Origin of the sequence: Streptomyces plumbidurans (genome assembly GCF_019857225.1) — a bacterium.
GTDB classification, from domain to species: Bacteria; Actinomycetota; Actinomycetes; order Streptomycetales; family Streptomycetaceae; genus Streptomyces; species Streptomyces plumbidurans.
The window spans coordinates 140,398-162,691 of record NZ_JAFJSY010000002.1 but is presented as its reverse complement, the minus strand read 5'-3'; the positions used below and the strand labels follow the sequence as shown (position 1 = coordinate 162,691).

Annotated in this window: 18 protein-coding genes; 4 read left to right on the top strand and 14 right to left on the bottom strand. The window is 70.4% G+C overall.

Going from position 1 to position 22,294, the window contains the following annotated elements; genetic code table 11:
• Positions 1-79 precede the first annotated feature (79 nt).
• Positions 80-1,399, bottom strand: coding sequence for an MFS transporter (locus tag JYK17_RS02195; RefSeq protein ID WP_108007188.1), 1,320 nt, complete (start codon positions 1,397-1,399; stop codon positions 80-82).
• A gap of 236 nt (positions 1,400-1,635) precedes the next feature.
• On the opposite strand from JYK17_RS02195, the gene JYK17_RS02190 reads away from it, so the two are divergent.
• On the top strand, positions 1,636-5,217 hold the full coding sequence (locus tag JYK17_RS02190; RefSeq protein WP_222809641.1) for a condensation domain-containing protein: 3,582 nt from the start codon (positions 1,636-1,638) through the stop codon (positions 5,215-5,217).
• Positions 5,218-5,265: 48 nt separating this feature from the next.
• Here the strand turns inward: JYK17_RS02190 and JYK17_RS02185 are convergent, their stop codons facing one another.
• From JYK17_RS02185 to JYK17_RS02170, 4 genes are all read right to left on the bottom strand, one after another.
• Positions 5,266-6,378 (bottom strand): winged helix DNA-binding domain-containing protein, encoded by a 1,113-nt coding sequence (locus JYK17_RS02185; RefSeq protein WP_372464893.1) that lies wholly within the window; start codon positions 6,376-6,378, stop codon positions 5,266-5,268.
• 564 nt (positions 6,379-6,942) lie between these two features.
• Positions 6,943-7,407 carry a hypothetical protein gene (locus tag JYK17_RS02180; RefSeq protein WP_108007192.1) on the bottom strand — a complete coding sequence of 155 codons (465 nt, stop codon included), beginning with the start codon at positions 7,405-7,407 and terminating at the stop codon, positions 6,943-6,945.
• 317 nt (positions 7,408-7,724) lie between these two features.
• Positions 7,725-9,053 (bottom strand): class I SAM-dependent RNA methyltransferase, encoded by a 1,329-nt coding sequence (locus JYK17_RS02175; protein ID WP_222809639.1) that lies wholly within the window; start codon positions 9,051-9,053, stop codon positions 7,725-7,727.
• A 172-nt stretch (positions 9,054-9,225) separates the two neighbouring features.
• On the bottom strand, positions 9,226-11,286 hold the full coding sequence (locus tag JYK17_RS02170) for an APC family permease (RefSeq protein WP_108007196.1): 2,061 nt from the start codon (positions 11,284-11,286) through the stop codon (positions 9,226-9,228).
• Between the two features lie 457 nt (positions 11,287-11,743).
• Between JYK17_RS02170 and JYK17_RS02165 the strand changes: the two genes are divergently transcribed.
• Together JYK17_RS02165 and JYK17_RS02160 are read left to right on the top strand one after the other, a co-directional pair.
• Positions 11,744-12,415, top strand: a complete 672-nt coding sequence (locus JYK17_RS02165; RefSeq protein ID WP_108007198.1) for a potassium channel family protein — start codon at positions 11,744-11,746, stop codon at positions 12,413-12,415.
• Positions 12,415-13,092, top strand: a complete 678-nt coding sequence (locus JYK17_RS02160; RefSeq protein ID WP_108007200.1) for a potassium channel family protein — start codon at positions 12,415-12,417, stop codon at positions 13,090-13,092. Before JYK17_RS02165 ends, JYK17_RS02160 begins: the two co-directional genes overlap by 1 nt.
• Positions 13,093-13,168: 76 nt before the next feature.
• On the opposite strand, the gene JYK17_RS02155 is transcribed toward JYK17_RS02160, so the two are convergent.
• From JYK17_RS02155 to JYK17_RS02115, 9 genes are all read right to left on the bottom strand, one after another.
• Positions 13,169-13,927, bottom strand: a complete 759-nt coding sequence (locus tag JYK17_RS02155; protein WP_108007202.1) for a DUF3159 domain-containing protein — start codon at positions 13,925-13,927, stop codon at positions 13,169-13,171.
• Positions 13,928-13,930: 3 nt separating this feature from the next.
• On the bottom strand, positions 13,931-14,329 hold the full coding sequence (locus tag JYK17_RS02150; RefSeq protein ID WP_037780270.1) for an OB-fold nucleic acid binding domain-containing protein: 399 nt from the start codon (positions 14,327-14,329) through the stop codon (positions 13,931-13,933).
• A gap of 44 nt (positions 14,330-14,373) precedes the next feature.
• Positions 14,374-15,093, bottom strand: coding sequence for a response regulator (locus JYK17_RS02145; protein WP_108007204.1), 720 nt, complete (start codon positions 15,091-15,093; stop codon positions 14,374-14,376).
• Entirely contained in the window at positions 15,087-17,636 is a 2,550-nt protein-coding gene (locus JYK17_RS02140) for an ATP-binding protein (protein WP_222809638.1), read from the bottom strand. The genes JYK17_RS02145 and JYK17_RS02140 overlap by 7 nt, the downstream gene beginning before the upstream one ends.
• A 127-nt stretch (positions 17,637-17,763) precedes the next feature.
• Positions 17,764-18,456, bottom strand: a complete 693-nt coding sequence (locus JYK17_RS02135; RefSeq protein ID WP_108007206.1) for an ABC transporter ATP-binding protein — start codon at positions 18,454-18,456, stop codon at positions 17,764-17,766.
• 70 nt (positions 18,457-18,526) lie between these two features.
• On the bottom strand, positions 18,527-19,705 hold the full coding sequence (locus JYK17_RS02130) for an alginate lyase family protein (protein WP_108007208.1): 1,179 nt from the start codon (positions 19,703-19,705) through the stop codon (positions 18,527-18,529).
• Positions 19,706-19,864: 159 nt separating this feature from the next.
• Positions 19,865-20,617 (bottom strand): DUF3710 domain-containing protein, encoded by a 753-nt coding sequence (locus tag JYK17_RS02125; RefSeq protein ID WP_016432173.1) that lies wholly within the window; start codon positions 20,615-20,617, stop codon positions 19,865-19,867.
• A gap of 1 nt (position 20,618) precedes the next feature.
• Positions 20,619-21,179: a dUTP diphosphatase gene (gene dut, locus JYK17_RS02120; RefSeq protein WP_234548191.1), complete on the bottom strand. Its 561-nt coding sequence runs from the start codon at positions 21,177-21,179 to the stop codon at positions 20,619-20,621.
• A complete protein-coding gene (locus JYK17_RS02115) occupies positions 21,176-21,760 on the bottom strand; it encodes a PaaI family thioesterase (RefSeq protein ID WP_108007210.1) in 585 nt (194 codons plus the stop codon). Before JYK17_RS02115 ends, dut begins: the two co-directional genes overlap by 4 nt.
• A gap of 58 nt (positions 21,761-21,818) precedes the next feature.
• Here JYK17_RS02115 and JYK17_RS02110 point away from each other — a divergent pair, with 58 nt between their 5' ends.
• Positions 21,819-22,283, top strand: a complete 465-nt coding sequence (locus JYK17_RS02110) for a DUF3093 domain-containing protein (RefSeq protein WP_108007212.1) — start codon at positions 21,819-21,821, stop codon at positions 22,281-22,283.
• The last annotated feature ends 11 nt before the right edge of the window (positions 22,284-22,294 follow it).

Sequence of the window (22,294 nt, the reverse complement as noted above, 5' to 3'; positions counted from 1 at the left end):
TCGATCGTCGTCCGTCGCCCGGCTCCGGCCGTTCCACGGACGGCCCGGACCGCCGGCTCGGGAAGGTGGATGACGGGTCCTATGCGGGCACGCGGAGTTCCTCCGGGACGTCGTCGGTGATCCGCTGCACCGAGCCGAGGAGAATCCAGACGACCGCGCACCAGGCCAGCACGGCCGCGAAGAAGAACGAGACCCGCACCGAGGCCAGCGCCGCGACCGCGCTGCCCAGGAGCGGGCCCACGGCGTTCGCTCCCCACACCAGTGGCAGGGAGACACCGCCGACGCGGCCCATCGCCTGAGGCGGCGTCGCCTTCTGGATCATGGTCATGATGCCGACGTTGGCGACGGGTGTCGTGAAGGACGAGATGGCCTGGGACACGACGATGACCACGAAGGCGAGGCCCTTGCCGGCCGAGGACGCGACCGGCAGCAGCACGAACGCCAGTCCCAGCAGAACGTGGGTCAGGATCAGGGTGCGTCCCATGCCCAGCCGCTCGTTGATCCGCCGGGACAGCACGGCCCCGACGACGGTGGTGACAGCGCCCACGCCCAGGGCGAGACCGATCCGGCCGCCGGAGAAGCCCAGGTCGTCGTAGGCGAAAACGATGATCATCGCGAGAGTCAGCGAGACGGCCATGTTGCCGAAGGTGGCCATCAGGGTCAGGGAGCGCAGCAGGCGGTTGCCGAAGGTGAGTGCGATGCCGCCCTTGAGGTCCCGCACGGTCGCCGCGACACCGCGCTGGGCGGGCCGGGGCTGCGGCTCCTGGTGGCGCACGAACGCGAGGGCGAGGCTGGAGAACAGATACGAGACCGCGTCGGCGGTGATGGCCCGGGCCGCGCCGAGCCAGCTGACCAGGCCACCGCCGAAGGACCGGCCGAGGACCAGCGCCGTGGAGCGGCTGAGCTGGGTCTTGGCGTTGCCGTCGATCAGGTCCTCACGTGCGAGGAGCTGCGGCAGATACGCCTGGTAGGCGAGTTGGAAGACGACGTCGAAGACGCCTTTGAGCAGCGCCGCCGCGTACAGGTGCGCCACGGTGAGGTGGTCCAGGGCGGCGGCCAACGGCAGGGAGCCCAGGATGACGAACCGGGCCACGTTCGCCACCTGCATCAGCGGCTTTCGGCGCAGCCGGTCGGTGAACACGCCCATCAGCGGTCCCAGCAGCACGTAGGGGATCCACTGGAGTGCCACCAGGGCACCGACGCCCAGCGCGCCCTCGCCGAAGACGAGCACGGCGAGCGAGGGCAGAGCGATGACGCTGACCTCGCTGCCGAGCAGGCTGATCGACTCCCCGGACCACAGCAGCGCGAAGTTCCGGTTGCGGAAGAGCACCGACCTGGGCTTCGCCGGGGCGCTTGGATCGTTGGCGACGGACTGTTCGGCGGCCCCGCGCGGACCCATATGCATCACTCCGAAATACGACACCATGTCGTAGAGTCAACAACTGTCGGCACCGCGAGACGATAGCAGCCTCCGCTCCGCTTCCGCGACGGTTTCGCCGAGTGCCGTGGGTGCCCTCTGCTGCAAGGGAGTTGGGGCCATGAACGCTACGGCCCGGACGGCTCGGCAGCTGTCCCGAGGACCTCGGGAGGTCACTGCTCCGCTGACCTGGGCCCAAAACACGATACCGTGTCCTTGTGTATTCTTCGCGAGACTACATTCCGCTGGCCCCCATCCAAGAGCACTTCTGGACCGCGGGAGAGCACGGTCCCACGGACGGGTTCCTGACCGAATGCGTGGCCCATCGCCTCCGGGGCCCCCTCGACCGGGCAGCACTCGCCCATGCCGTTCGCGCGGTGCTGGCACGGCACGAGATCCTGCGCACCACCTTCGTCGACCACCACGGCGAGCCCGTGATGCGCGTCCACCCCGCGCCCCCCGACCCACCACTCGTCTGGGCCGGGGCGACGGACACGGCGGAGGACGTGGGTTTTGCCGCGGAGCCGCTCGCCCATGCGATCGACCTGGTGCGCGAGTTCGCGGAGGAGGGCACCGACCCGGCCGCCGGTCCGCTGATCCGCTTTCTCGTGGTTTGCCTCGGCGCCGACGACCACGTCTTCGCGCTGGCCGTCCACCACCTCGTCGCCGACGCCACCGCCGTGCGGGCCGTCCTGTCCGAGATCAGCGACGACTATCTGGCCTCGCTGCGCGGCGCCCCCTCCCCCGTGCCCCAACCCGCCCTGCAGTACGGCGACTTCGCGATCTGGGAGCGCGACACACTGCTGCCCGCGGCCCTGCGGGCGGACGCTCCGTTCTGGCGCGAGAGCCTGCGGGACGCGCCGGCCGCGCTCGACCTACGGCTCGACAGGCCGAGGCCGCCGGTGAAGGGGACCCAGGGCCGCCGTCGCGCGTTCGACTTCCCGGCCACCGTCGGATCCGCACTTGCCGGTTTCGCCCGGGAGCAGCGCACCACGCCCTACGCGGTCTGTCTCGCCGCCTTCGCCGCGCTGGTCACCCGTTCGACGGGAGACGACGACCTCGTTCTCGGGGTGCTCGCCGCCAACCGGTCCGTTCCCGAGGTCGAGCGCCTGGTGGGGCAGTTCTCGAACACCGTGCCGCTGCGGATCGGGGTGGCGGGCGACCCTGCCTTCGCCGAGCTCACGGCCCGCTGCACGCGAGCCGTCGTGGAGGCCGTCGACCATGCCCGTCTGCCGCTGAGCAGGATCGTCGAGGTGGCCGGGGCGAACCGCGACCCCAGCCGCACCACGGTCGTCCAGCACCTCTTCCTGCCCGTCGTGGACCCGGTGGGCGGTGTGGCCTTCTGCGGCCTGGCGACGTCGACGCTGGAGGTCCCGCGCGAGCGCGGCCGGTTCGACACCGTCTTCGAGGTCGGTACGTCGGACGACGGGCTGCGCGTCTGGGTCGAATACGACACCCGGCTCTACACCGACCACGGCATCACCGCTCTGGTCGAGGACTACGCGCGGGTGCTCACAGCATGGCTCGGTGAACCGAGTCTGCCCCTGTCGGCTCTTCCGCTCACCGGGCCTCCGGCCGGGGCGGGACCCTCCGCGGACCTTGCGGAGGCCCTGGGCCTGTCCGACGCCGACACGCTCCTGCTCCATCCGGAGGCCGCCCACGCCGACGCCGTCCGCAGCGCCGCCCAGCGGGTCGGGGCACATGTCGTGACCGCAGGCCCCGTGGACGCACCGGACTTCCTCGCCACCATGGCTCTGGTACCGGCCGAGTTGTTCGGCACGTACGTCGGGCGGGCCACCGCCCGAACCCTCGTCACCGACGCCTGCGTCGCCGCCGACGATCTGGCGCGCTGGACGGCCGACGGGACGCGGCAGGCCCTCCGGCTCTTCCAGCCGCCCGACGGCCCGCTGCTGGTGGCGGACTGTACCGGTGTGCCCGGGGCCTGGCCGGTTCTGAGGGGTGGTGGCGGGGACTTCCAGGTCGGCGGGGCCCCGGGGGGCGGCACCGCGCTGTCGCCGTACGCACCCGGCACGCTGTACGTGGGCTCCGCCGCGACACCGCTGACCGCCCGCTGGAATCCCCTGGGCCGCCTGGAGATCCTCGACGGGGTGTCCTTCACCCGGCACGGCACGGCCGGGGACGTCAAGAACGACGCGACCACCACCGACGACCCCCTGGTCTCACTGCTGTGCGAGTTGTGGGCCCAGGTGCTGGAGCATCCGCTCGTGCACGCCGACGACGATTTCATCGAGCTCGGCGGCTATTCGATGGTCGCGATGCGTCTGATCGCGGAGCTGGACGAGACCCTGGGCGTCACGGTGCGCGTCCGCACACTGTTCGAGAACCCGACGCCCGCCCTCCTCGCCACCGAGCTGCGCCGCCTTCACCCTCGTCTCGACGAACTCCTCGCCCTGGTCGCCTCCGCTCCCGGGGACGGGATGGACGACGCGGCGCCCGCCCCCGTGGCGGCGCCGCCGCCCGGCGAGGACACCCTGATCCCGCTGCTGGCCGCGCAACGGCAACTGTGGCTCGCCGAACAGGCGAACCCGGGGACGCTCACCCACACGATCCCCCTCCTCCTGCGCATCGACGGGCCTCTGGACGCGTCGGCGCTGCGTGCCGCGGTCGCCGACGTCGTCGCCCGCCAGGCGGGGCTGCGCGGCACCTTCATCGAGGTGGACGGCGAGCCGGTGCAGCGCATCGCCGGCCACGGGGACTTCGACGTCCCCCTGGTGGACCTCGGCGGGCTCCCCGGACCGGAACGCGACCGAAGGGCACAGGCCCTGGAACAGGAGACCGCCTACGGCGGCTTCGACATCACCCGAGGCCCGCTGTTGCGCGCCCGGCTGGTGCGCCTGGCGGAGGACCGGCACGTCCTGCACCTGCTCTTCCACCACCTGGTCACCGACGAAGTGTCGATGACGGTGTTCATGCGCGAGATGTCCGAGTTCTACCAGGCGCGGGCCGAGTCCCGGCCGGCCTCCCTGGCCCCGTTGACGCTCGGCTTCGCCGACCTGGTCCGTGCCGAGCAGGACACGCTTGCCGGAGCAGAGGGCGAGCGACTGCGCCGCTTCTGGAGGCGGAAGCTGGCGAACGCGCCACGTCCGGCCCTGCCCACCGACCGGGCTCGTCCCGACCGGGCCACCTTCACCGGCGAATTCCTCGAGCGACGTGCCCCGCTCGAAGTCGCCGGGATCCTCGGCAGCCTCGCGCGTGAGCGCCGTACCACGCCGTTCGCCGTGTTCTGCACCGCCGTTGTCGCCCTGCTGCACCACCTCACCGGACAGGACGACGTGGTGGTGGGCGTCCCGACCGAGAACAGGGGGCGCCGGGGGGCGGAGCTGCTGATCGGCTGCTTCCTGAACGTACTGCCCGTACGGGTCGACTGCTCGAAAGACCCGTCCTTCGCCGAGCTCCTGGACCGGGTCAGGGCCGAGCTGTTGCAGGCCTACGAGCACCAGGCCCTGCCGTTCGCCGAGATCGTGGACGCGGTCCGCCCCGAGCGCCTGCCCGGCACGCACCCCGTCTACCAGGTCACCTGCGAACTCCAGCTCGCCGACTGGATGCCGGTCGACCTGCCCGGCTGCCACACGTCCTACGAGCTGATCTCCCATGGCACCGCCCGCTACGACATGTCGTTCCACTCGCTCATGCGCGAGGACGGCGTCTCGGTGATGCTGGAGATCAACACCGATCTATGGGACCGCGAGACGGGGCTGGCCCGCATCGACCAGGTGCTGGCACTGCTGGCCCAGGCCGCGAAGTGCCCCGACGTTCCGCTCTCCGCCCTGGCCTGGTGACGCCCGCGGCGCCGCGGTGGAGTCCCGCGGCGCCGCACGAGAGGGCGATCAGGTGAAGCGCACCGTGAGGTCGTTCGTCCCGTTGACCCGCGCGATGTGCTCCACCTCCGACTCCAGCGCCTTACCGGAGGGCTTGTCGGCGTCGGGGAACAACGAGACGACGACCTCGCCGTCCGTCAGGTCCCACACCCCGGTGATCCGCCCACCATCCACGAGCACCGGAGAGATCCACCCGGCGGCCCGGCTCACCTTGCCGCGGTGCGCGGCCGGCAGCATCTCCGTGGCCTTGGTTCCCGGCCCGAGGACGTACTGGTCGAACGCGCCGAGCAGCCGTACGGAGGTGCTGGGGGCGCAATCGGCGAGATCGTCGGCGTGTTCCGAGAGCATGTAGGCGCTGTGCCCCTCCACCCGGACCTCGGTCAGGTCGTCCCCCATGTCCGCGAACCACGCGCGCAGGACCGTCTTCCGCAGGCTGTTGCGGGACAGCCACGCGTCGAAGAGTTCGGGCGTCGCCGGGCCGTAGGCACCCAGATACGACGCGATCACCGTCGGTGCGGCCTCATCGGGGTCGGGCAGGCCCTTCCAGTCGGGCAGCAGGCTCGCGGGGCGGGTGAAGGTGACCTTGGTGCCCTGGCTCGGCCCGTAGCACAACGCGCCCTGCCAGGCGAGCGGCTTGAGCAACGCGCCCCATCCCGAGCGCAGTTGCTCCTCCATACCGCTGAACCGGCCGTCGGACACCAGTGCCGTCACCAGCTCGTCCCGCGTGAGCACCGCACCGTCCAGGATCGTGGAGACGGCCTCGACCAGAGCCGCCACGTCTTTCGGCGTGGCACCGAAGGAGCGCTGCCACACAGGCTTGGTCCAGGTACGCGCCGAAGCGATGAGCGACAGATAGGACGCGACCTCCGACGACCGCACGGCGTGGAGTGTTCCGCGCATGGCCCAGGTCTTCACCAGCACACGATCTTCAAGCCCTCTTCGCAGAGCATCACTGCGGGGCTCGGCCTGCCTGACCCCCAGCGCCACCTCGGCGGCCGAGGCGACCTGCGCTTGGACCCCGCACAGTCTCCCGACGATCTCCTCCGCTCCCGCTCCGCCTCGCATCTCGAGGAACTGCCGCTTCAATCGCCATGCAAGTACCTGATCCCACGTGACTTCCACGGTGTTCCCTTCCGCTGCGCACCCTCGAGATCGGAACAGGGTCGAACCTGGAGCGTGAATACGATACAGCCTTTCTCAACCCAAGGACGGTGCGAAAGGCCTAGCGCTCACTGTGGTCTCACTGTACTCTCGGCGGAAGCAGCGCAGTCATGTGTCTGGCGACGCACACACCAGGCACCCTACGCAAGACCCAGAAGTCAGCCTCTGCCGGGGACAGAGCGGGGACTGGGATCGGGACAGTTGTCCGGGCGCACACGCTGTGTCGGGGGATAGTGCACGGGGGAAGCAATGCGAAAGCAGTTATTCGCAGGCACGGGCGATTTTGACGTGCTGAAGCAACTTGATCGGCTCCATGTTGCCGAGGCATGCACCATGGCATCCGCCGGCAGAGACTCCGTCGGTGAGCGCACGGCCGACGCGGAGCCACACACTCTGTACAGCGCTCGGCTCGCAGGGCGGAGCGCTGGACAGAAGGCTGCCGGATACTACACCGGCTCCCGCTCCTCCGCCCGGAGACTGCCGCCCCGTCACGTCCCTCGCAGTAGCGGTGCGACCGTGAACCTATCAGGAGGAGAGCGGCTTCCGGTCTTCCAACTGACCCATACGACGAAGCCTGTCCACCCAGGCCTGCGCCGTGTACCTGGGCACGTCGTAGTGCCGGGCCACCTTGCCCACGCTTCCTGTCCGGAGAAAAACCTCTCGCACCTCGGCTTCATCCGGCATCTTGCGGTAGGGGCGCTCGGTGCGCGTCTCGGCCCGCGTGGGCGACGGCGCTTTACTCGCCTCACTTGAAGCCGTCTGAGGATGCGGAGGCATGTGTGCGGCAGCACCGCCGATCGCCCGGGCCAACATCTCGAAGTCGATGTCCCGGGCCGCACGCGAGGGAAACCCGCGTCCTTGGGCAGCACGAACGGTCAGCTCAACTATCTGCGGCGTCCCGTCGGGCCCGCTTTGCATGATCGCTGTGATCGTCGCTGGCGTCTCGGTGGCATCATCCCCGGACGCTTCGACGGTGATCGTCCATTTCATGCACGACTCGCAATCGTGAGCGCTTCAGTCGTTGCTTGCCAATGAGGCAAGTCCCCCTGTGATGGAGCTCAGGTCAGGTCGGAGCCTTCACGCGAAGGCTCTGCGGAAGCGTTCATTGTTCTTATGAGGCATCGTAGCCTCTCATAGAGTAGGCATGGCGAGCCAGATGGCAAAACGCACAGAGGGCCGGTGAAGCGTGCAGTATGGCTCGATCGCCCACTTTTGGGTCTGAGAGGCTGTTGTCTTTCCGGGAGTGCGCTCCGGGAAACAGGTCGACATCATGTGCGAGGAACCTGAGACAAGGGGAAAGCAGCAGGTCAGAGCCTTTTCTCGGCGGGCTCGAGAATAGCCACGCACTCCACGTGCGACGTCATCGGGAACAGATCGAACGCCCGCAACGTGCGCACCCGATACCCGCCGTCCCTGAAGTACGCCAGGTCGCGGGCCAGGGCTGCCGGGTCGCAGGCGACGTAGGCGATGCGGCGGGGGGCGAGGGAGGCCAGGAGTTCGACCGTTTTGCGGCCGGCTCCGGCGCGCGGGGGGTCGAGGACGATGAGGTCGGCCTCGGTGATGCCGGTGCGCGGCAGGACGGCCTCGACCTTGCCGTGCTCGATGCGGACGCGGTCGAACCCGGCGAGGTTGTGCCGGGCGTCCTCCACGGCGCGCTTGCCGGACTCGATGCCGAGCACCGCGCCCTGCTCGCCGAGCCGGTCGGCGAGCGCGCCCGCGAACAGGCCCACGCCGCAGTACAGGTCGAGCGCCATCTCGCCCTTGCGCGGGAGCAGTCCCTGCATGACCGCGGTGACCAGGGTGTCGGCCGACTTCGGGTGGACCTGCCAGAAGCCGCCGCTGCCGACGCGGTAGGTGCGGCCGTCGGCGCGCTCGCGCACGAAGGGGCGGCCGTGCACCCGGTGCACGCCGCCGTCCTTCTCGCCGACCCGCATCACCGACACCGGCTTGTCCAGCTCCACGATGGGCAGGCGGGAGCCGGGACGCGGCGCCAGGATCACCTGGCGGTCCTGCGAACCGGTCGCCGCGATCGCGTCGACGGATTCCATGCCCGTCCAGTCGCGCTTCTCGATGCCCAGCTCGCTGACCCCGGGAGCGGCGATCATGCAGTGGTCGATCGCCTCGACCTCGTGCGAGCGGTGGCGGCGCAGTCCGGCACGACCCTCGGCGTCCACCGCGTACTGCACGCGCGTGCGCCAGGCGGGCACCTCGCCGACGGGCAGCTTGTCGCCCTCGGCGGGCACCACGGTGCCGTCCCAGCCGGCCTCCTCGGGCGTGAGGCCCGCGAGCCGCCGCAGCTGCTCCTCGACGACCTCGCCCTTCAGCCGGCGCTGCGCGCCCGGCTTGGCGTGCTGCCAGTCGCAGCCGCCGCAGCGGCCCGGACCGGCGTAGGGGCAGGGCGCCTCGATGCGGTCCTTGGACGCCTCCAGCACCCGCACCGCGTCCGCGCGCAGGAAGCGGGCCCCCTCCTCGCCCTCGGTCACCCGCGCCACGACCCGCTCTCCGGGCAGCGTGTGCCGGACGAAGAGCACCTGGCCCTCGGCGGTACGGGCGATGCAGTGCCCGCCGTGGGCGACGGGGCCGACCTCGACCTCGTACTCCTCCCCCACCAGCGACTTCTTCGGTTCTGCCTGCATGGCGGGGTGACTCCACAACGTCGAAAATGCGAAACGGCCGGACAACAGCCCACCAGTCTACGTGGGTGTGGTCCGGCCGTTTCACCGGCGAGCGTCAGACCGACGCGTGCGACCGATCGGCGAGCGGCAGACCGACGCGTGCGACCGACGCGCCTGCGACCGGCGAGCGTCGTCAGCCCTGGCTGCCCGTGTGCTCCTGGTCCTTGGCGCGGCCCGTGTGGGCCGGACCGCGGCGTACCGAGCCCGGTGCGCTCCAGTCCTGGCGCCTGCGGGCGCGCAGCTTGGCGGCTTCGGAGGATTCCAGCTGGTAGGGCACCGAGGTGACCATGACGCCGGGGGTGAACAGCAGCCGGCCCTTGAGCCTGAGGGCGCTCTGGTTGTGCAGCAGGTGCTCGTACCAGTGGCCGACCACGTACTCGGGGATGATCACGGAGACGGCGTCGCGTGGGGACTCGGTGCGCAGTCCCTTGACGTACTCGATGATCGGCCGGGTGATCTCGCGGTAGGGCGAGTCCAGGACCTTCAGGGGGACGTCGATGCCGCGCCGCTCCCATTCCTGGCGCAGTGCCTTGGTCTCGGTCGGGTCGACGTTGACGGTGAGCGCCTCCAGGGAGTCGGAGCGCATGAGTTTGGCGTAGGCGAGGGCGCGCAGGGTGGGCCGGTGGATCTTGGAGATCAGGACCACGGAGTGCACGCGGGAGGGCCGTACGCTGTCGTCGCTGGGGCCCTCGGGGGCGGCGATCTCGGAGGCGACGCGGTCGTAGTGCTTACGGATGGCCGTCATGGTCGCGTAGAAGATGCACATGCCCAGCAGGGCCACCCAGGCGCCGTGCGTGAACTTGGTGACCAGGACGACCACCAGGACCAGGCCGGTGAAGAAGGCGCCGAAGGTGTTGATGGCGCGCGAGCGGATCATGTGGCTGCGCTGGGCGGGGTCCTTCTCGGTGGCCAGGTGGCGGTTCCAGTGCCGGACCATGCCGGTCTGGCTGAGCGTGAAGGACACGAACACGCCGACGATGTACAGCTGGATCAGGCGGGTCGAGTCGGCGCCGTAGATGACCACCAGCAGCATGGCGGCGCCGGCCAGCAGCACGATGCCGTTGGAGAAGGCGAGCCGGTCGCCGCGGGTGTGCAGCTGGCGGGGCAGATAGCGGTCCTGGGCGAGGATCGAGCCGAGCACCGGGAAGCCGTTGTAGGCGGTGTTGGCGGCCAGGAACAGCACCAGCGCGGTGGCCGCGGCCAGCACCACGAAGAAGAAGCTGCCCTTGCCGAAGACGGCTTCGGCGACCTGGGTGATGACCGGATTCTGGACGTAGTCGGAGCCGACGCCGACGCCGTGCTTGAGCAGGTCGGTGGCCGGGTTCTCGGCCATGCGGACCTTGGTCGTCAGGGCGAGGACGATGATGCCGCAGAACATGGTGACCGCCAGCAGGCCCATCGCCGCGAGCGTGGTCGCCGCGTTCTTCGACTTGGGCTTGCGGAAGGCCGGCACACCGTTGGAGATCGCCTCGACACCGGTCAGCGCCGCACAGCCGGAGGAGAAGGCGCGCAGCAGCAGGAAGATCAGCGCGAACCCGGCCAGGCCCTGGTGCTCGGCCTTGATGGTGTAGTCGGCCGTCGGGGCCCGCATGGTGTCACCGAGCACCACAGCACGGAACGCGCCCCACGCGATCATGATGAACACGCCGCCGACGAACACATACGTCGGGATCGCGAAGAGCTTGCCGGACTCCTTCACGCCGCGCAGGTTCATCAGCGTCAGCAGCACGATCACCGCGACCGCGCAGAACACCTTGTGCTCGACCACGAACGGGATCGCCGAGCCGAGGTTCTCGATGCCGGACGCGATGGAGACGGCGACGGTCAGGACGTAGTCGACCAGCAGGGCGCTGGCCACGGTCAGGCCCGCCTTGGGGCCGAGGTTGGTGGTCGCGACCTCGTAGTCGCCGCCGCCGCTGGGGTAGGCGTGCACGTTCTGCCGGTAGGAGGCGACCACGGTGAACATCAGCACCACGACCGCGAGCGCGATCCAGGGGCTGAAGTGATACGCCGACACACCCGCGACGGAGAGGACCAGAAGCACCTCCCCAGGCGCGTACGCCACCGAGGACAGCGGGTCGGAGGCGAAGACGGGAAGGGCGATGCGCTTCGACAGGAGCGTTTCGCCCAGCCGGTCGCTGCGCAGTGCGCGCCCGATCAGAATCCGCTTGGGCACGTCGGTCAGTTTGGACACAACAGGTAATCGTAGGCGTTCGAACGGCCGCTGAACCACCTCCCCCACCCTCGGCCGTGATCCGGCACCCCTGTCCCCTCCGCACATCTGCCCTCCGGGTGAAAACAGGCGTGGGATTGCCGGGGGTTCCGCAGGACGACCGAACGTCATGCCTATATGACAAGCACCGCCCCGCTACGACGAGCACCGCCCCGCTTCCCCGGCTGTCACCGCCCCGTGTCGTTCCCGGAGGTTTCATGCACGCCACCGCAGAGTTGATCGGCGCCGCGGCGGCCCTCCTGGGCCTTGGAGTCCTCACCCTCGCCAGCGTCCGCAGCATCAGCAGGCGCTGACGCAGTACGTCGCGAGGCAACCGTGCACGGGGGTGCCGACGTCCGGTCGCCGGTGTGTAGCTTTGGGCGTCGGTCTGAGACCCTGATCTGGCCGAGCTGTGATTATTGACACCGGAAGGACGGTCGTGCACATCGTCATCATGGGCTGCGGACGAGTGGGTTCCGCTCTGGCCCAGACCCTGGAGCAGCAGGGGCACACGGTCGCCGTGATCGACCGGGACCCCACCGCCTTCCGCCGTCTCGGCCCCGGATTCGGCGGCCGCCGGGTCACCGGCATCGGCTTCGACCAGGACACCCTGCGCGAGGCCGGCATCGAAGAGGCCGGTGCCTTCGCCGCCGTGTCCAGCGGCGACAACTCCAACATCATCTCCGCGCGAGTGGCCCGCGAGATGTTCGGCGTGGAGAACGTCGCGGCCCGTATCTACGACCCCCGCCGCGCGGAGGTCTACCAGCGCCTCGGCATCCCCACCGTGGCGACGGTCCGCTGGACGGCCGACCAGATGCTGCGCCGGCTGCTCCCCTCGGGCGCCGAGCCGCTGTGGCGCGACCCCACCGGCGGCGTCCAGCTCGCCGAGGTGCACGCCTCCCCCGCCTGGGTCGGTCACAAGATCAGCACGCTGCAGGAGGAAACGGGTGTCCGCGTGGCGTTCCTGACCCGGCTCGGCGAGGCGGTCCTGCCGACCTCGCAGACGGTGCTGCAGGAGGGCGATCTGGTGCACGTGATGATGCGCACCGACGAGGTCGACAAGGTCGAGGCGTCCTTCGCCAAGGGTCCCGAAGAGGAGGGCGGTCACTGATGAGGGTCGCCATTGCCGGAGCCGGCGCGGTCGGTCGCTCGATCGCGGGCGAACTGCTGGAGAACGGCCACGAGGTCCTGCTCGTCGACAAGACGCCGACCGCCATCTCGGTCGAGCGTGTCCCGCAGGCGGAGTGGCTGCTCGCCGACGCCTGCGAGATCACGTCCCTGGACGAGGCGGCCCTGCAGCGCTGCAACGTCGTGATCGCCGCGACCGGCGACGACAAGGTCAACCTGGTCGTCTCGCTGCTGGCCAAGACGGAGTACGGCGTCCCGCGCGTCGTGGCCCGTGTCAACAACCCCAAGAACGAGTGGCTCTTCAACGAGTCCTGGGGCGTCGACGTCGCCGTCTCCACCCCGCGCCTGATGTCCGCCCTGGTCGAGGAGGCGGTGAGCGTCGGCGACCTGGTCCGGCTGCTCCGCTTCAGCCACGGCGACGCGAACCTGGTGGAGCTGACGCTGCCGGAGGAGTCGGCGCTGGCGGGCACGCAGGTCGGCGACGTGGAGTGGCCCGAGGACACCTCCCTGGTCACCATCATCCGCGGCACCCGGGTCCTGACCCCGTCCCGCGACGACTCCCTGGAACCGGGCGACGAGCTGCTGTTCGTGGCCGCACAGGCCCGGGAGGAGCAGCTGGAGGATCTGCTGTCGATGCGCCGCGAGGACGCGGCGGGCTAGCCCCCGCACCTTCCGCCACGACGGCGAAGGGCGCCCCGTTCCAAAGCGGGGCGCCCTTCGCCGTCGTGGCGGGAACTCATGCCTCCCGGCGGTGCCTGCCGCTCGTCGTCTCGCCGTGCTCGGCGGACAGTGCGGCCTTGCGCTCCTTCTCCGCCTGCTCCTCCGCCTCCATCTCCGCGAACACGTCGATGGGCGCGGGCGCCTTCGCGAGGAAGACCCAGGTCAGCCAGACGGCCAGCAGGAACGGCGGGATCTTGAGGGCGACCAGGACCCAGCCCAGCTGGGCGGTGTTCGCCCACCAGTACAGCGGGAAGAGGATCGCGCACTTGGCGAGCAGGATCAGACCCCAGGCGTAACTGGCCTTCGAGTACGCCTTCTTGCGGCCCGGGTTGCGGGTGCGCCAGGAGAGGTTCTCCTTGAAGACGGGCCCGAGGATCAGGCCGAGCAGCGGGACGCCGCACAGGGTGGTGACGATGTACGCCAGCGCCAGGCCCAGCGTGTAGAGCATGCCGGGCAGATAGAAGTCCTTGGCATTGCCCGTCATCATCGCGAAGACGACACCGAAGCCGACGCCGAAGACACCGCTGAACGCGTGCTTGACGGTGTCACGCATGACCAGCCGGACCACCACGAGCAGCAGGGAGACCGCGAGGGCGGCGATGGCCGACCAGTGCAGGTCCTTGTTGATCGTGTAGATGGTGACGAAGAGCAGGCCGGGCAGCACCGTCTCGACCATGCCCCGGACTCCGCCGAACGCCTCGAAGAGCGCGGCCTCCGTCACCGTCCGCATGTCGTCGGCTTGAGTGTCTTCGGTCGGCTTGTCGAGCGACGTCACCGGCTACTCCCGTCCGAGGGGTCTCAGTTCGTATTTCGGATTGAACAGCACCCGGCGGCCCCGGCTCATCGAGATCCGGCCCGACGCGATCAGTCTGCGCCCCGGCTCTATGCCGACGATGGAGCGCCGCCCGAGCCACACCACGTCCAGCGCGGCGGACCCGTCGAACAGCTCGGCCTCCAGGGCCGGGACGCCCGCACGCGGCCGCAGGGTGACCGTGCGCAAGGTACCAGTAACGGTGACGATCTGTCGGTCGTGGCAGTCGCCGATGCGTGTACAGCCCGTGGTCTCGGTGTCCTCCCGCAGCTCCTCCGACTCCAGGTCCTCCTGCGAGGAGGAGAGCCGGTCGAGCATGCGCCGGAACCGGCCCACCGGCTTTTCGGAACGAGGAACAGCACTCATGTCTGAAGCGTACCGGGGTGCACTGACGGTACGTACCCGCGGCCTCAGCGCTCGAACCGGTAGCCCATGCCCGGCTCGGTGATGAAGTGCTTCGGATGGGACGGGTCGGCCTCGAGTTTCCTGCGCAGTTGCGCCATGTACACCCTGAGGTAGTTCGTCTCGGTCCCGTATGACGGACCCCACACTTCCTGGAGGAGTTGCCTCTGGCTCACCAGCCGGCCCGTGTTGCGCACCAGCACCTCCAGCAGATGCCACTCCGTGGGCGTCAGGCGTACGTCCCTGCCGCCCCGGTTGACCTTCTTCGCGGCCAGGTCGACGGTGAACTCCTCCGTCTCCACGCTCTGCACATCACTCTCGCCGGCGCCGAGCGGCTCGGCCCGGCGCACCGCGGCGCGCAGCCGGGCCAGCAGCTCGTCCATGCCGAAGGGCTTGGTGACGTAGTCGTCGGCGCCGGCGTCCAGCGCCTGGACCTTTTCGTCGGAGGTGTGCCGGGCGGACAGCACCAGGATCGGTACGCGGGTCCAGCCGCGCAGCCCCCTGATCACCTCGACGCCGTCCATGTCGGGCAGCCCCAGGTCGAGGACGACGACGTCGGGGTGGCGGGCGGCTGCGAGCCGAAGGGCGCTCGCGCCGTCGTGGGCCGCGTCGACCTCGTACTTGCGTGCCCTGAGGTTGATCACGAGGGCGCGGACGATCTGCGGCTCGTCGTCGATGACGAGCACCCTCGTGGGGGCCTGGGGGGTATCCCCGCCGGGGCTCACCATGTGGCCTGCCTTTCGGGTTCCGCTGGGTGGAGATGCTCCGGCGCGTGCGCCGCCGCCGCGCGCAGGGTGAGGACCATCGTGAGGCCGCCGCCTGGGGTGTCCTCGGCGTCGAGGGTGCCCCCCATGGCCTCGGTGAAGCCCCGCGCCACGGCGAGGCCGAGGCCCACGCCGGCCCCGCGCGGGGCGTCGCCGTAGCGCTGGAACGGCTCGAAGATGCGCTCCTTGGCCTCGTCGGGGACTCCGGGGCCGCGGTCGACGACCCGTACCTCCACCCGGTCGGCGATGGCGCTCGCGGCGACCAGGACCGCCTTGCCGGGCGGGCTGTACTTGACGGCGTTCTCGACCAGGTTGGCCATCGCGCGCTCCAGCAGCCCCGGGTCGACGCCGACCATGGGCAGGCTCTCGGGCACGTCGAGCCCGACGCTGCCCTCGGGCACGGCGACCAGTGCCATGGGGACGACCTCGTCGAGGTCGACCTCGCGGATCAGCGCGGTGACCGTGCCGGTCTGCAGCCGGGACATGTCCAAAAGGTTGCCCACCAGGTGGTCGAGGCGGTCGGCGCCCTCCTCGATGCCCTCCAGCAGCGCCGCCCGGTCCTCCTCGGACCAGGACACGTCGTCCGAGCGCAGCGACGACACCGACGCCTTGATCCCGGCGAGCGGGGTGCGCAGGTCGTGGCTGACGGCGGCCAGCAGCGCCGTGCGGATGCGGTTGCCCTCCGCCAGCGCGCGGGCCCGGTCGGCCTCCTCCTGCAGGCGTCGGCGGTCCAGTACGACGGCGGCCTGGGCGGCGAACGCGCCCAGCACCCGGCGGTCCTCGGCGGGCAGCACCCGGCCGGTGAGCGCCAGCGCCAGCCGGTCCCCGACGGGCACGTCCACGTCGGCGTCCTCGGGCCGGTCCACCGGCGGGCCGAGCCCGGCGCGGCCCGCGCAGGTCCACGGGTCGTGGTCGCTCGCCCGCTCCAGCAGGGCCGCCGACTCCATGCCGAAGGTCTCGCGCACCCGTTCCAGGAGGTCTTCGAGACCGGTCTCGCCGCGCAGCACACTGCCCGCGAGGTAGGAGAGGATCTCCGACTCGGCGCGCAGCCGGGCCGCCTGGTGGGTGCGGCGGGCCGCGAGGTCGACGACGGAGGCCACCGAGGCCCCGACGCTCACGAAGATCGCGATGGCGACGATGTTCTTGGGGTCGGCGACGGTGAACCGGTGCAGGGGCGGTGTGTAGAAGTAGTTCAGCAGCAGGGAGCCGACCGCGGCCGAGGCCAGCGCGGGCAGCAGTCCGCCGAGCAGGGCGGCGGCGACCGTGACCGCCAGGAACAGCAGCATGTCGTTGGCGAGGCCGAGGTGGACGGTGTTGAGCAGCACCGCCAGGACGGCGGGCAGGCCGACGCCGACCACCCAGCCGGCGATGATCCGGGAGCGGCCGAGCCGCGCGCCGCGGGCGACCGGCAGCCCGCGCCCCTTGCCCGCCTGGCCGTGGCTGATCAGGTGGACGTCGAGGTCGGGCCCCGACTCCCGGGCCACCGTGGCGCCGACTCCCGGCCCGAAGACGTACTGCCAGGTCTTGCGCCGGGAGACGCCGAGCACGATCTGGGTGGCGTTCGCCCCGCGCGCGAAGTCGAGCAGCGCGGCCGGTACGTCGTCCCCGACGACATGGTGGAAGGTGCCGCCGAGGTCCTCCACCAGGGTGCGCTGCACGGCCAGTTCCTTGGGCGAGGCGGCGGTGAGCCCGTCGCTGCCGGCTATGTAGACGGCCAGGACCTCGCCGCCGGCGCCCTTCTCCGCCAGCCGGGCGGCCCGCCGGATCAGCGTCCGGCCCTCCGGGCCGCCGGTCAGCCCGACCACGATCCGCTCCCGCGAGCCCCAGATCTTCGACACCCGGTGCTCACTGCGGTACTGCTTCAGGTACGCGTCGACCCGGTCGGCGACCCACAGCAGCGCCAGTTCGCGCAGGGCGGTGAGGTTGCCGGGCCGGAAGTAGTTCGACAGTGCCGCGTCGACCTTGTCCGGCTGGTAGATGTTGCCGTGCGCCATCCGCCGCCGCAGCGCCTGTGGCGACATGTCGACCAGCTCGATCTGGTCCGCCCTGCGCACCACCTCGTCGGGTACGGTCTCCCGCTGCCGTACGCCGGTGATCGACTCGACGACGTCGCCCAGGGATTCGAGGTGCTGGATGTTGACGGTCGAGACGACGTCGATGCCGGCCGCGAGGAGTTCCTCGACGTCCTGCCAGCGCTTGGTGTTGCGGGAGCCGGGGACGTTGGTGTGGGCGAGTTCGTCGACCAGGGCCACTTCGGGGGCGCGGGCGAGGACGGCGTCCACGTCCATCTCGGTGAAGCCGGCGCCGCGGTACTCCAGCTGCTTGCGCGCCACCTGCTCCAGGCCGTGCAGCAGCACCTCGGTGCGCGGGCGGCCGTGGTGCTCCACGAGGGCCACGACGCAGTCGGTGCCCCGCTCCGTGCGCCGGTGCGCCTCGGCGAGCATGGCGTACGTCTTGCCGACGCCCGGCGCCGCGCCGAGGTAGATCCGAAGCTTGCCGCGTCCCATGGCCCCCATTGTCTTCCCGTTCCGTGCCGTGCACGCAGCGTCGACCTTACGGCCAGTCTTCGGGACAAAACGGGACGAGAGCCGGGGTGGGCGGCGTCTTTGACGCATCCCTGACGGGCTGCGCGGATCAGTGCTCGACGATCTCCCCGTCGCTCAGCTCCAGGACCCGGTCGGCCAGGTCCAGCAGGGTCGCGTCATGGGTGGCGACGAGGGCGGTGACCTGCTCGCTGTGGACGACGGCCCGCAGCAGCTCCATGACGGCGTGGCCGGTCTCGGCGTCCAGCTGGCCGGTCGGCTCGTCGGCGATCAGGAGCGAGGGGCTGTTGGCGAGGGCGCGGGCGATGGCGACGCGCTGCTGCTGGCCGCCGGACAGCTCGCCGGGTCGCTGTGCCGCGTGGTCGGCGAGGCCGACGAGGGCGAGCAGCAGCTCGACGCGCTCCTCGCGCTCGCGCACGTCGGTCCGGCGCAGCCGCATCGGCACGCCCACGTTCTCGGCGGCCGTGAGGATCGGGATGAGCCCGAAGGACTGGAACACGAAGCCGACGCGGTCGCGGCGCAGCGCCAGCAGTCCGTCCTCGCCGAGCTCCGAGAGGTCGACGCCGTCGACGGCGACGCGCCCGCGGTCCGGGGTGTCGAGTCCGCCGACGATGTTCAAAAGCGTCGTCTTGCCCGATCCCGAGCGGCCCTTGAGGGCGACGAGTTCGCCGCGCGGCACCTCGAAGGAGACGCCGCGCAGGGCGTGCACGGCGGCCGCCCCCTGGCCGTAGGACCTGTGGACGTCCTCCACCCGCACCATGGTCTCGGTGACCACCTGGCTCATGTGCCCTCCCCCGTGACGCCGTCGGCCGGGCGTCAGTATCGCCACTGGCGCCCGGTCCTTCAACGGTCGGTCAGCTCGGATTGTCCCCGTGGGTGAGGGTCTCCCAGGCGACGAAGAGGTTGTTGCTGCCGGCCGGGCGCTGCTGCTCGGTCAGCGCCTGGGTGTTGGTCATCGCGATGCCGAGGCGGTTGTGCAGGGCGTTGTAGCCGACCTCGGTGACCGGCCCGAGCCCCAGCTTCAGCGACCCGCCGCACAGCCAGCTCGGCACGGCGGCGCCCAGCTGGTACTTGGACTGGAACCCGAGCGCCTGCCGCAGCCGCTCGCCGACGTCGGTGCCGTAGAGGTCCTGGCCCTGGATGCGGCTGGTCTCGGCGACGTGGGAGATCGAGGAGATGCCGTATCCCGTGTGGGTGAAGTCGCGGCAGGTCTCCTGGGTGAGCCCGGTGACGAAGGTGGACTGCCCCTGCCAGTAGTTGACGATCTTCTGCTTGGTGTCGAGGTGCTGGCTGGGCACCGTCTTCGGCAGGTCGCCGTCGGAGGAGAGGTACACGTACGCGGCCGTGCGGGTGCGGAACGTCGCCATGGCCTTGTCGTACGACGCCTTGTCGTCCAGGAAGACGGAGATGCCGACGGCGGCCTCCATCATCGTCAGCTCCCAATTGCCGTTGGAGTTCGAGCCGTTGATGATCTCGGGGAGGTACACGTCGCGCAGCATGGTCGCGAAGCGGCCGGAGTTCGGCCAGGTGCCGGTGTACGTGTACTTGATGATCTCGGCGGCCTTCGGCCAGGAGCTGCCCGCCCAGCCGGTCTGCAGGGGCGCGTTGCTGTTGGTGTGGTCCTTGATCACGGCGGACCAGGCGTCCATCAGCTCGATGGACTTCTTCGCGTACCGGTCGTCGCGGGTGATGTACCAGGCGAGCGCGTCGGTGTACGCGGCGATCGCGTCCTCGCGCTCGTCCGTGCAGCCGTAGTTCGGATTCGAGTACGAGCCGCACTCGACCGTCGCCCGCGGCTTCGGGGTGCGGTTCAGGTCGGCGTACTTGCTCGCCATCATCTGGTCGAAGGCGCCCTTCCAGGGCTGGGCGCCCGCGTTGACCTTGCTGCGCGTGAAGTCCAACTGCGCCTGGGAGACGGTGACTCCGGGGTGGACGAAGGTGGTGGGGGCGGCGTCGGCCTGCCGGGCACTGGGCCATGCGAGCATGCCCACGACAAGCGCGGAGGCGGTGGCGAGGAGGGCGGTACGGCGCATAGTGGGGGGCCTTCCGTTCTCGTATGTGAACGCGAGGCGCCTTTATGAACAGACGCGTGCCGGAACGGTAGGTACAGACCAATGCACCGTCAAGAGGTCACGCACATGAAAGAGCCGCACCCTCGCCGGGTGCGGCTCTCGATCGTTGCGTTGCGCGAGCTAGCGGACTTCGGTGATCTCCGGTCCGCGCTGCAGCTGTCCCATGCCTCCGGAGAAGCGCGAGCCCTCCTCCTGCTGGACACCCTCGGGGACCATCTGGGCGTCGTTCGGCAGCTTGAGGACGATCGGGTCGCGGGGCGCCATCGGGCCCTCGCCGCGGACCACGACCGTGTCCCGGAAGATCTGCTCCAGCAGACCGGCCGCCTGCGGCTGCACCGCACCCTGCCCCGAGATCACACCGCGCAGGAACCAGCGCGGACCGTCCACGCCGACGAACCGCACGACCTGGAAACCGCCCGTGCCGTCCGGCAGTTGCACCGGGACCTGTGCGCGCAGCTCCCAGCCCAGCGGGCCCTCGACCTCGTCGATGATCCCACCCTGCTGGGTGATGCCCGCGCCGATCTCCTCGCGCACCTCGCCCCAGATGCCCTCACGCTTGGGAGCGGCGAAGGCCTGCAGCTGGATGGCGCTGTCGCGCAGCACGACGGTCGCCGCGACGATCGCGTCGCCCGCGACCTCGACCCGCAGCTCCATGCCGTCGACCCCGGGGACGAACATGCCGCCCAGGTCCACACGACCCTCTGCGGGGTCGCGCACCTCGGTGGCGTCCCACGGTCCGTCGGGCCGCGGCCCGGGTTCGAGCCTCACGCGCTCGCGCTCCTCGTCCGCCTCAGTGTCGACGCTGTCGACGACCTGCTCGGCCTCGCCGGCCGCGTCCTCGGCGGCACCCTTCTTATTGCGACGTCCGAACACGTCACTGTCCTTCCCGGTCGGATACGACCGAAGCGTATCGATTCCCACCCGCCCGGCCGCCCTCGGCGGCCCGACCATTTGTGCTGCTCGTCCCGGTCACCGCGGCATGACCTCCGGTGGACCCGAAGCCCCCTTCGGCCCGCACCGAACCGGGTAGCTCCGCGACCTCCCGGAAGCGGACCCTCTCGACCCGCTGGACGACCAGCTGGGCGATCCGGTCGAAGCGCTCGAACCGCACGGCCTCGCGCGGGTCGAGATTCACCACGATCACCTTGATCTCCCCACGGTACCCGGCATCAACCGTCCCCGGGGCATTCACCAGGGCGACACCGCAGCGGGCGGCCAGACCGGATCGAGGGTGCACGAAGGCCGCGTACCCCTCCGGGAGGGCGATCGACACCCCGGTGGGCAGCACGGTCCGCTCACCGGGCGCCAGTTCGCACGACTCGGTGGTGCGCAGATCGGCTCCGGCGTCACCGGGGTGCGCGTACGACGGAAGCGGTACGTCCGGGTCGACGCGCACGATCTGCACGTCCAGTTCCTCGCGCGGGTCACGGCTCACGGGTTCACCTCGAAGGCGCGGGTGCGCCTTTGCTGATCGGGGTCGTTCATGGCGGCGCGGATCTCCTCCGGGCGGCCGTTGTCGACGAAGTGGTCGACCTTCACCTCGATGAACAGGGCGTCGGCGCGGACGGCCACGGGCCCGTCGGGGGCGTCGAGGCGTCCGGTGGCGGTCGAGTAGATCTTGCGGCCCGCCACCGCGGTCACCTCGGCCGTCAGATGCAGGGTGGTGCCGACCGGCACCGGCCGCACGAAGTCGGTCTCCAGCCGTCCGGTCACGGCGATCCTCCGCAGCAGCCAGTTCAGCGAGCCGAGGGTCTCGTCCAGCGCGGTCGCCAGCACCCCGCCGTGGGCGAGGCCGGGAGCGCCCTGGTGGGCGGGCTGGACGGTGAACTCCGCGGTGATGCTGACGCCTTCACCGGCCCGCGCCTCCAGATGCAGCCCATGGGCCTGCCCGCCACCGCATCCGAAACAGTGTTCGTAGTGGGCACCCAGCAGCTCACCGGGCACGGGAGCATCGGGGTGCCGCACGGGTTTCACCGCGTCGGCGGGGGGCTGAAGAGCTGGGGAAGTACCACTCACAGGCGCAGACCTTACCCGCGCGTCCGCCCTGTCCGGACACCGTGTCAAGCTTGGCTCCATGCAGCTCTCCACCACCCCCTACGAAGAACGCCTCACGGCCCCGCGCTCGTGGTGGCTGATCTCCTTTCTGGTGGGCGTCTCCTTCGCCCTGATCCTGCTGCCCTTCGGCACCCTGCCGATGCTCGGCGGCCTGGTCGGCGGCACCGCGGTGGCGGCCGTCATGGCGAGTTCGTACGGCTCGGTGCGCATCCGTGTGGTGGGCGGCTCGCTGATCGCGGGCGAGGCGAAGATCCCGGTCACGGCCCTCGGCGAGACGGAGGTCCTGGACGCGGAGGAGGCGCGCGCCTGGCGCACGCACAAGGCCGACACCCGCGCCTTCCTGCTGCTGCGCGCCTACATCCCGAGGGCGCTGCGCGTGGTGGTCACCGATCCCGAGGACCCGACGCCGTACCTGTATCTGTCGACGCGGGAGCCGGAGCGGCTGGCCGAGGCGCTGAAGGCGGCGCGGGAGGCGGCGGCGTAGGGGTTCAGCCC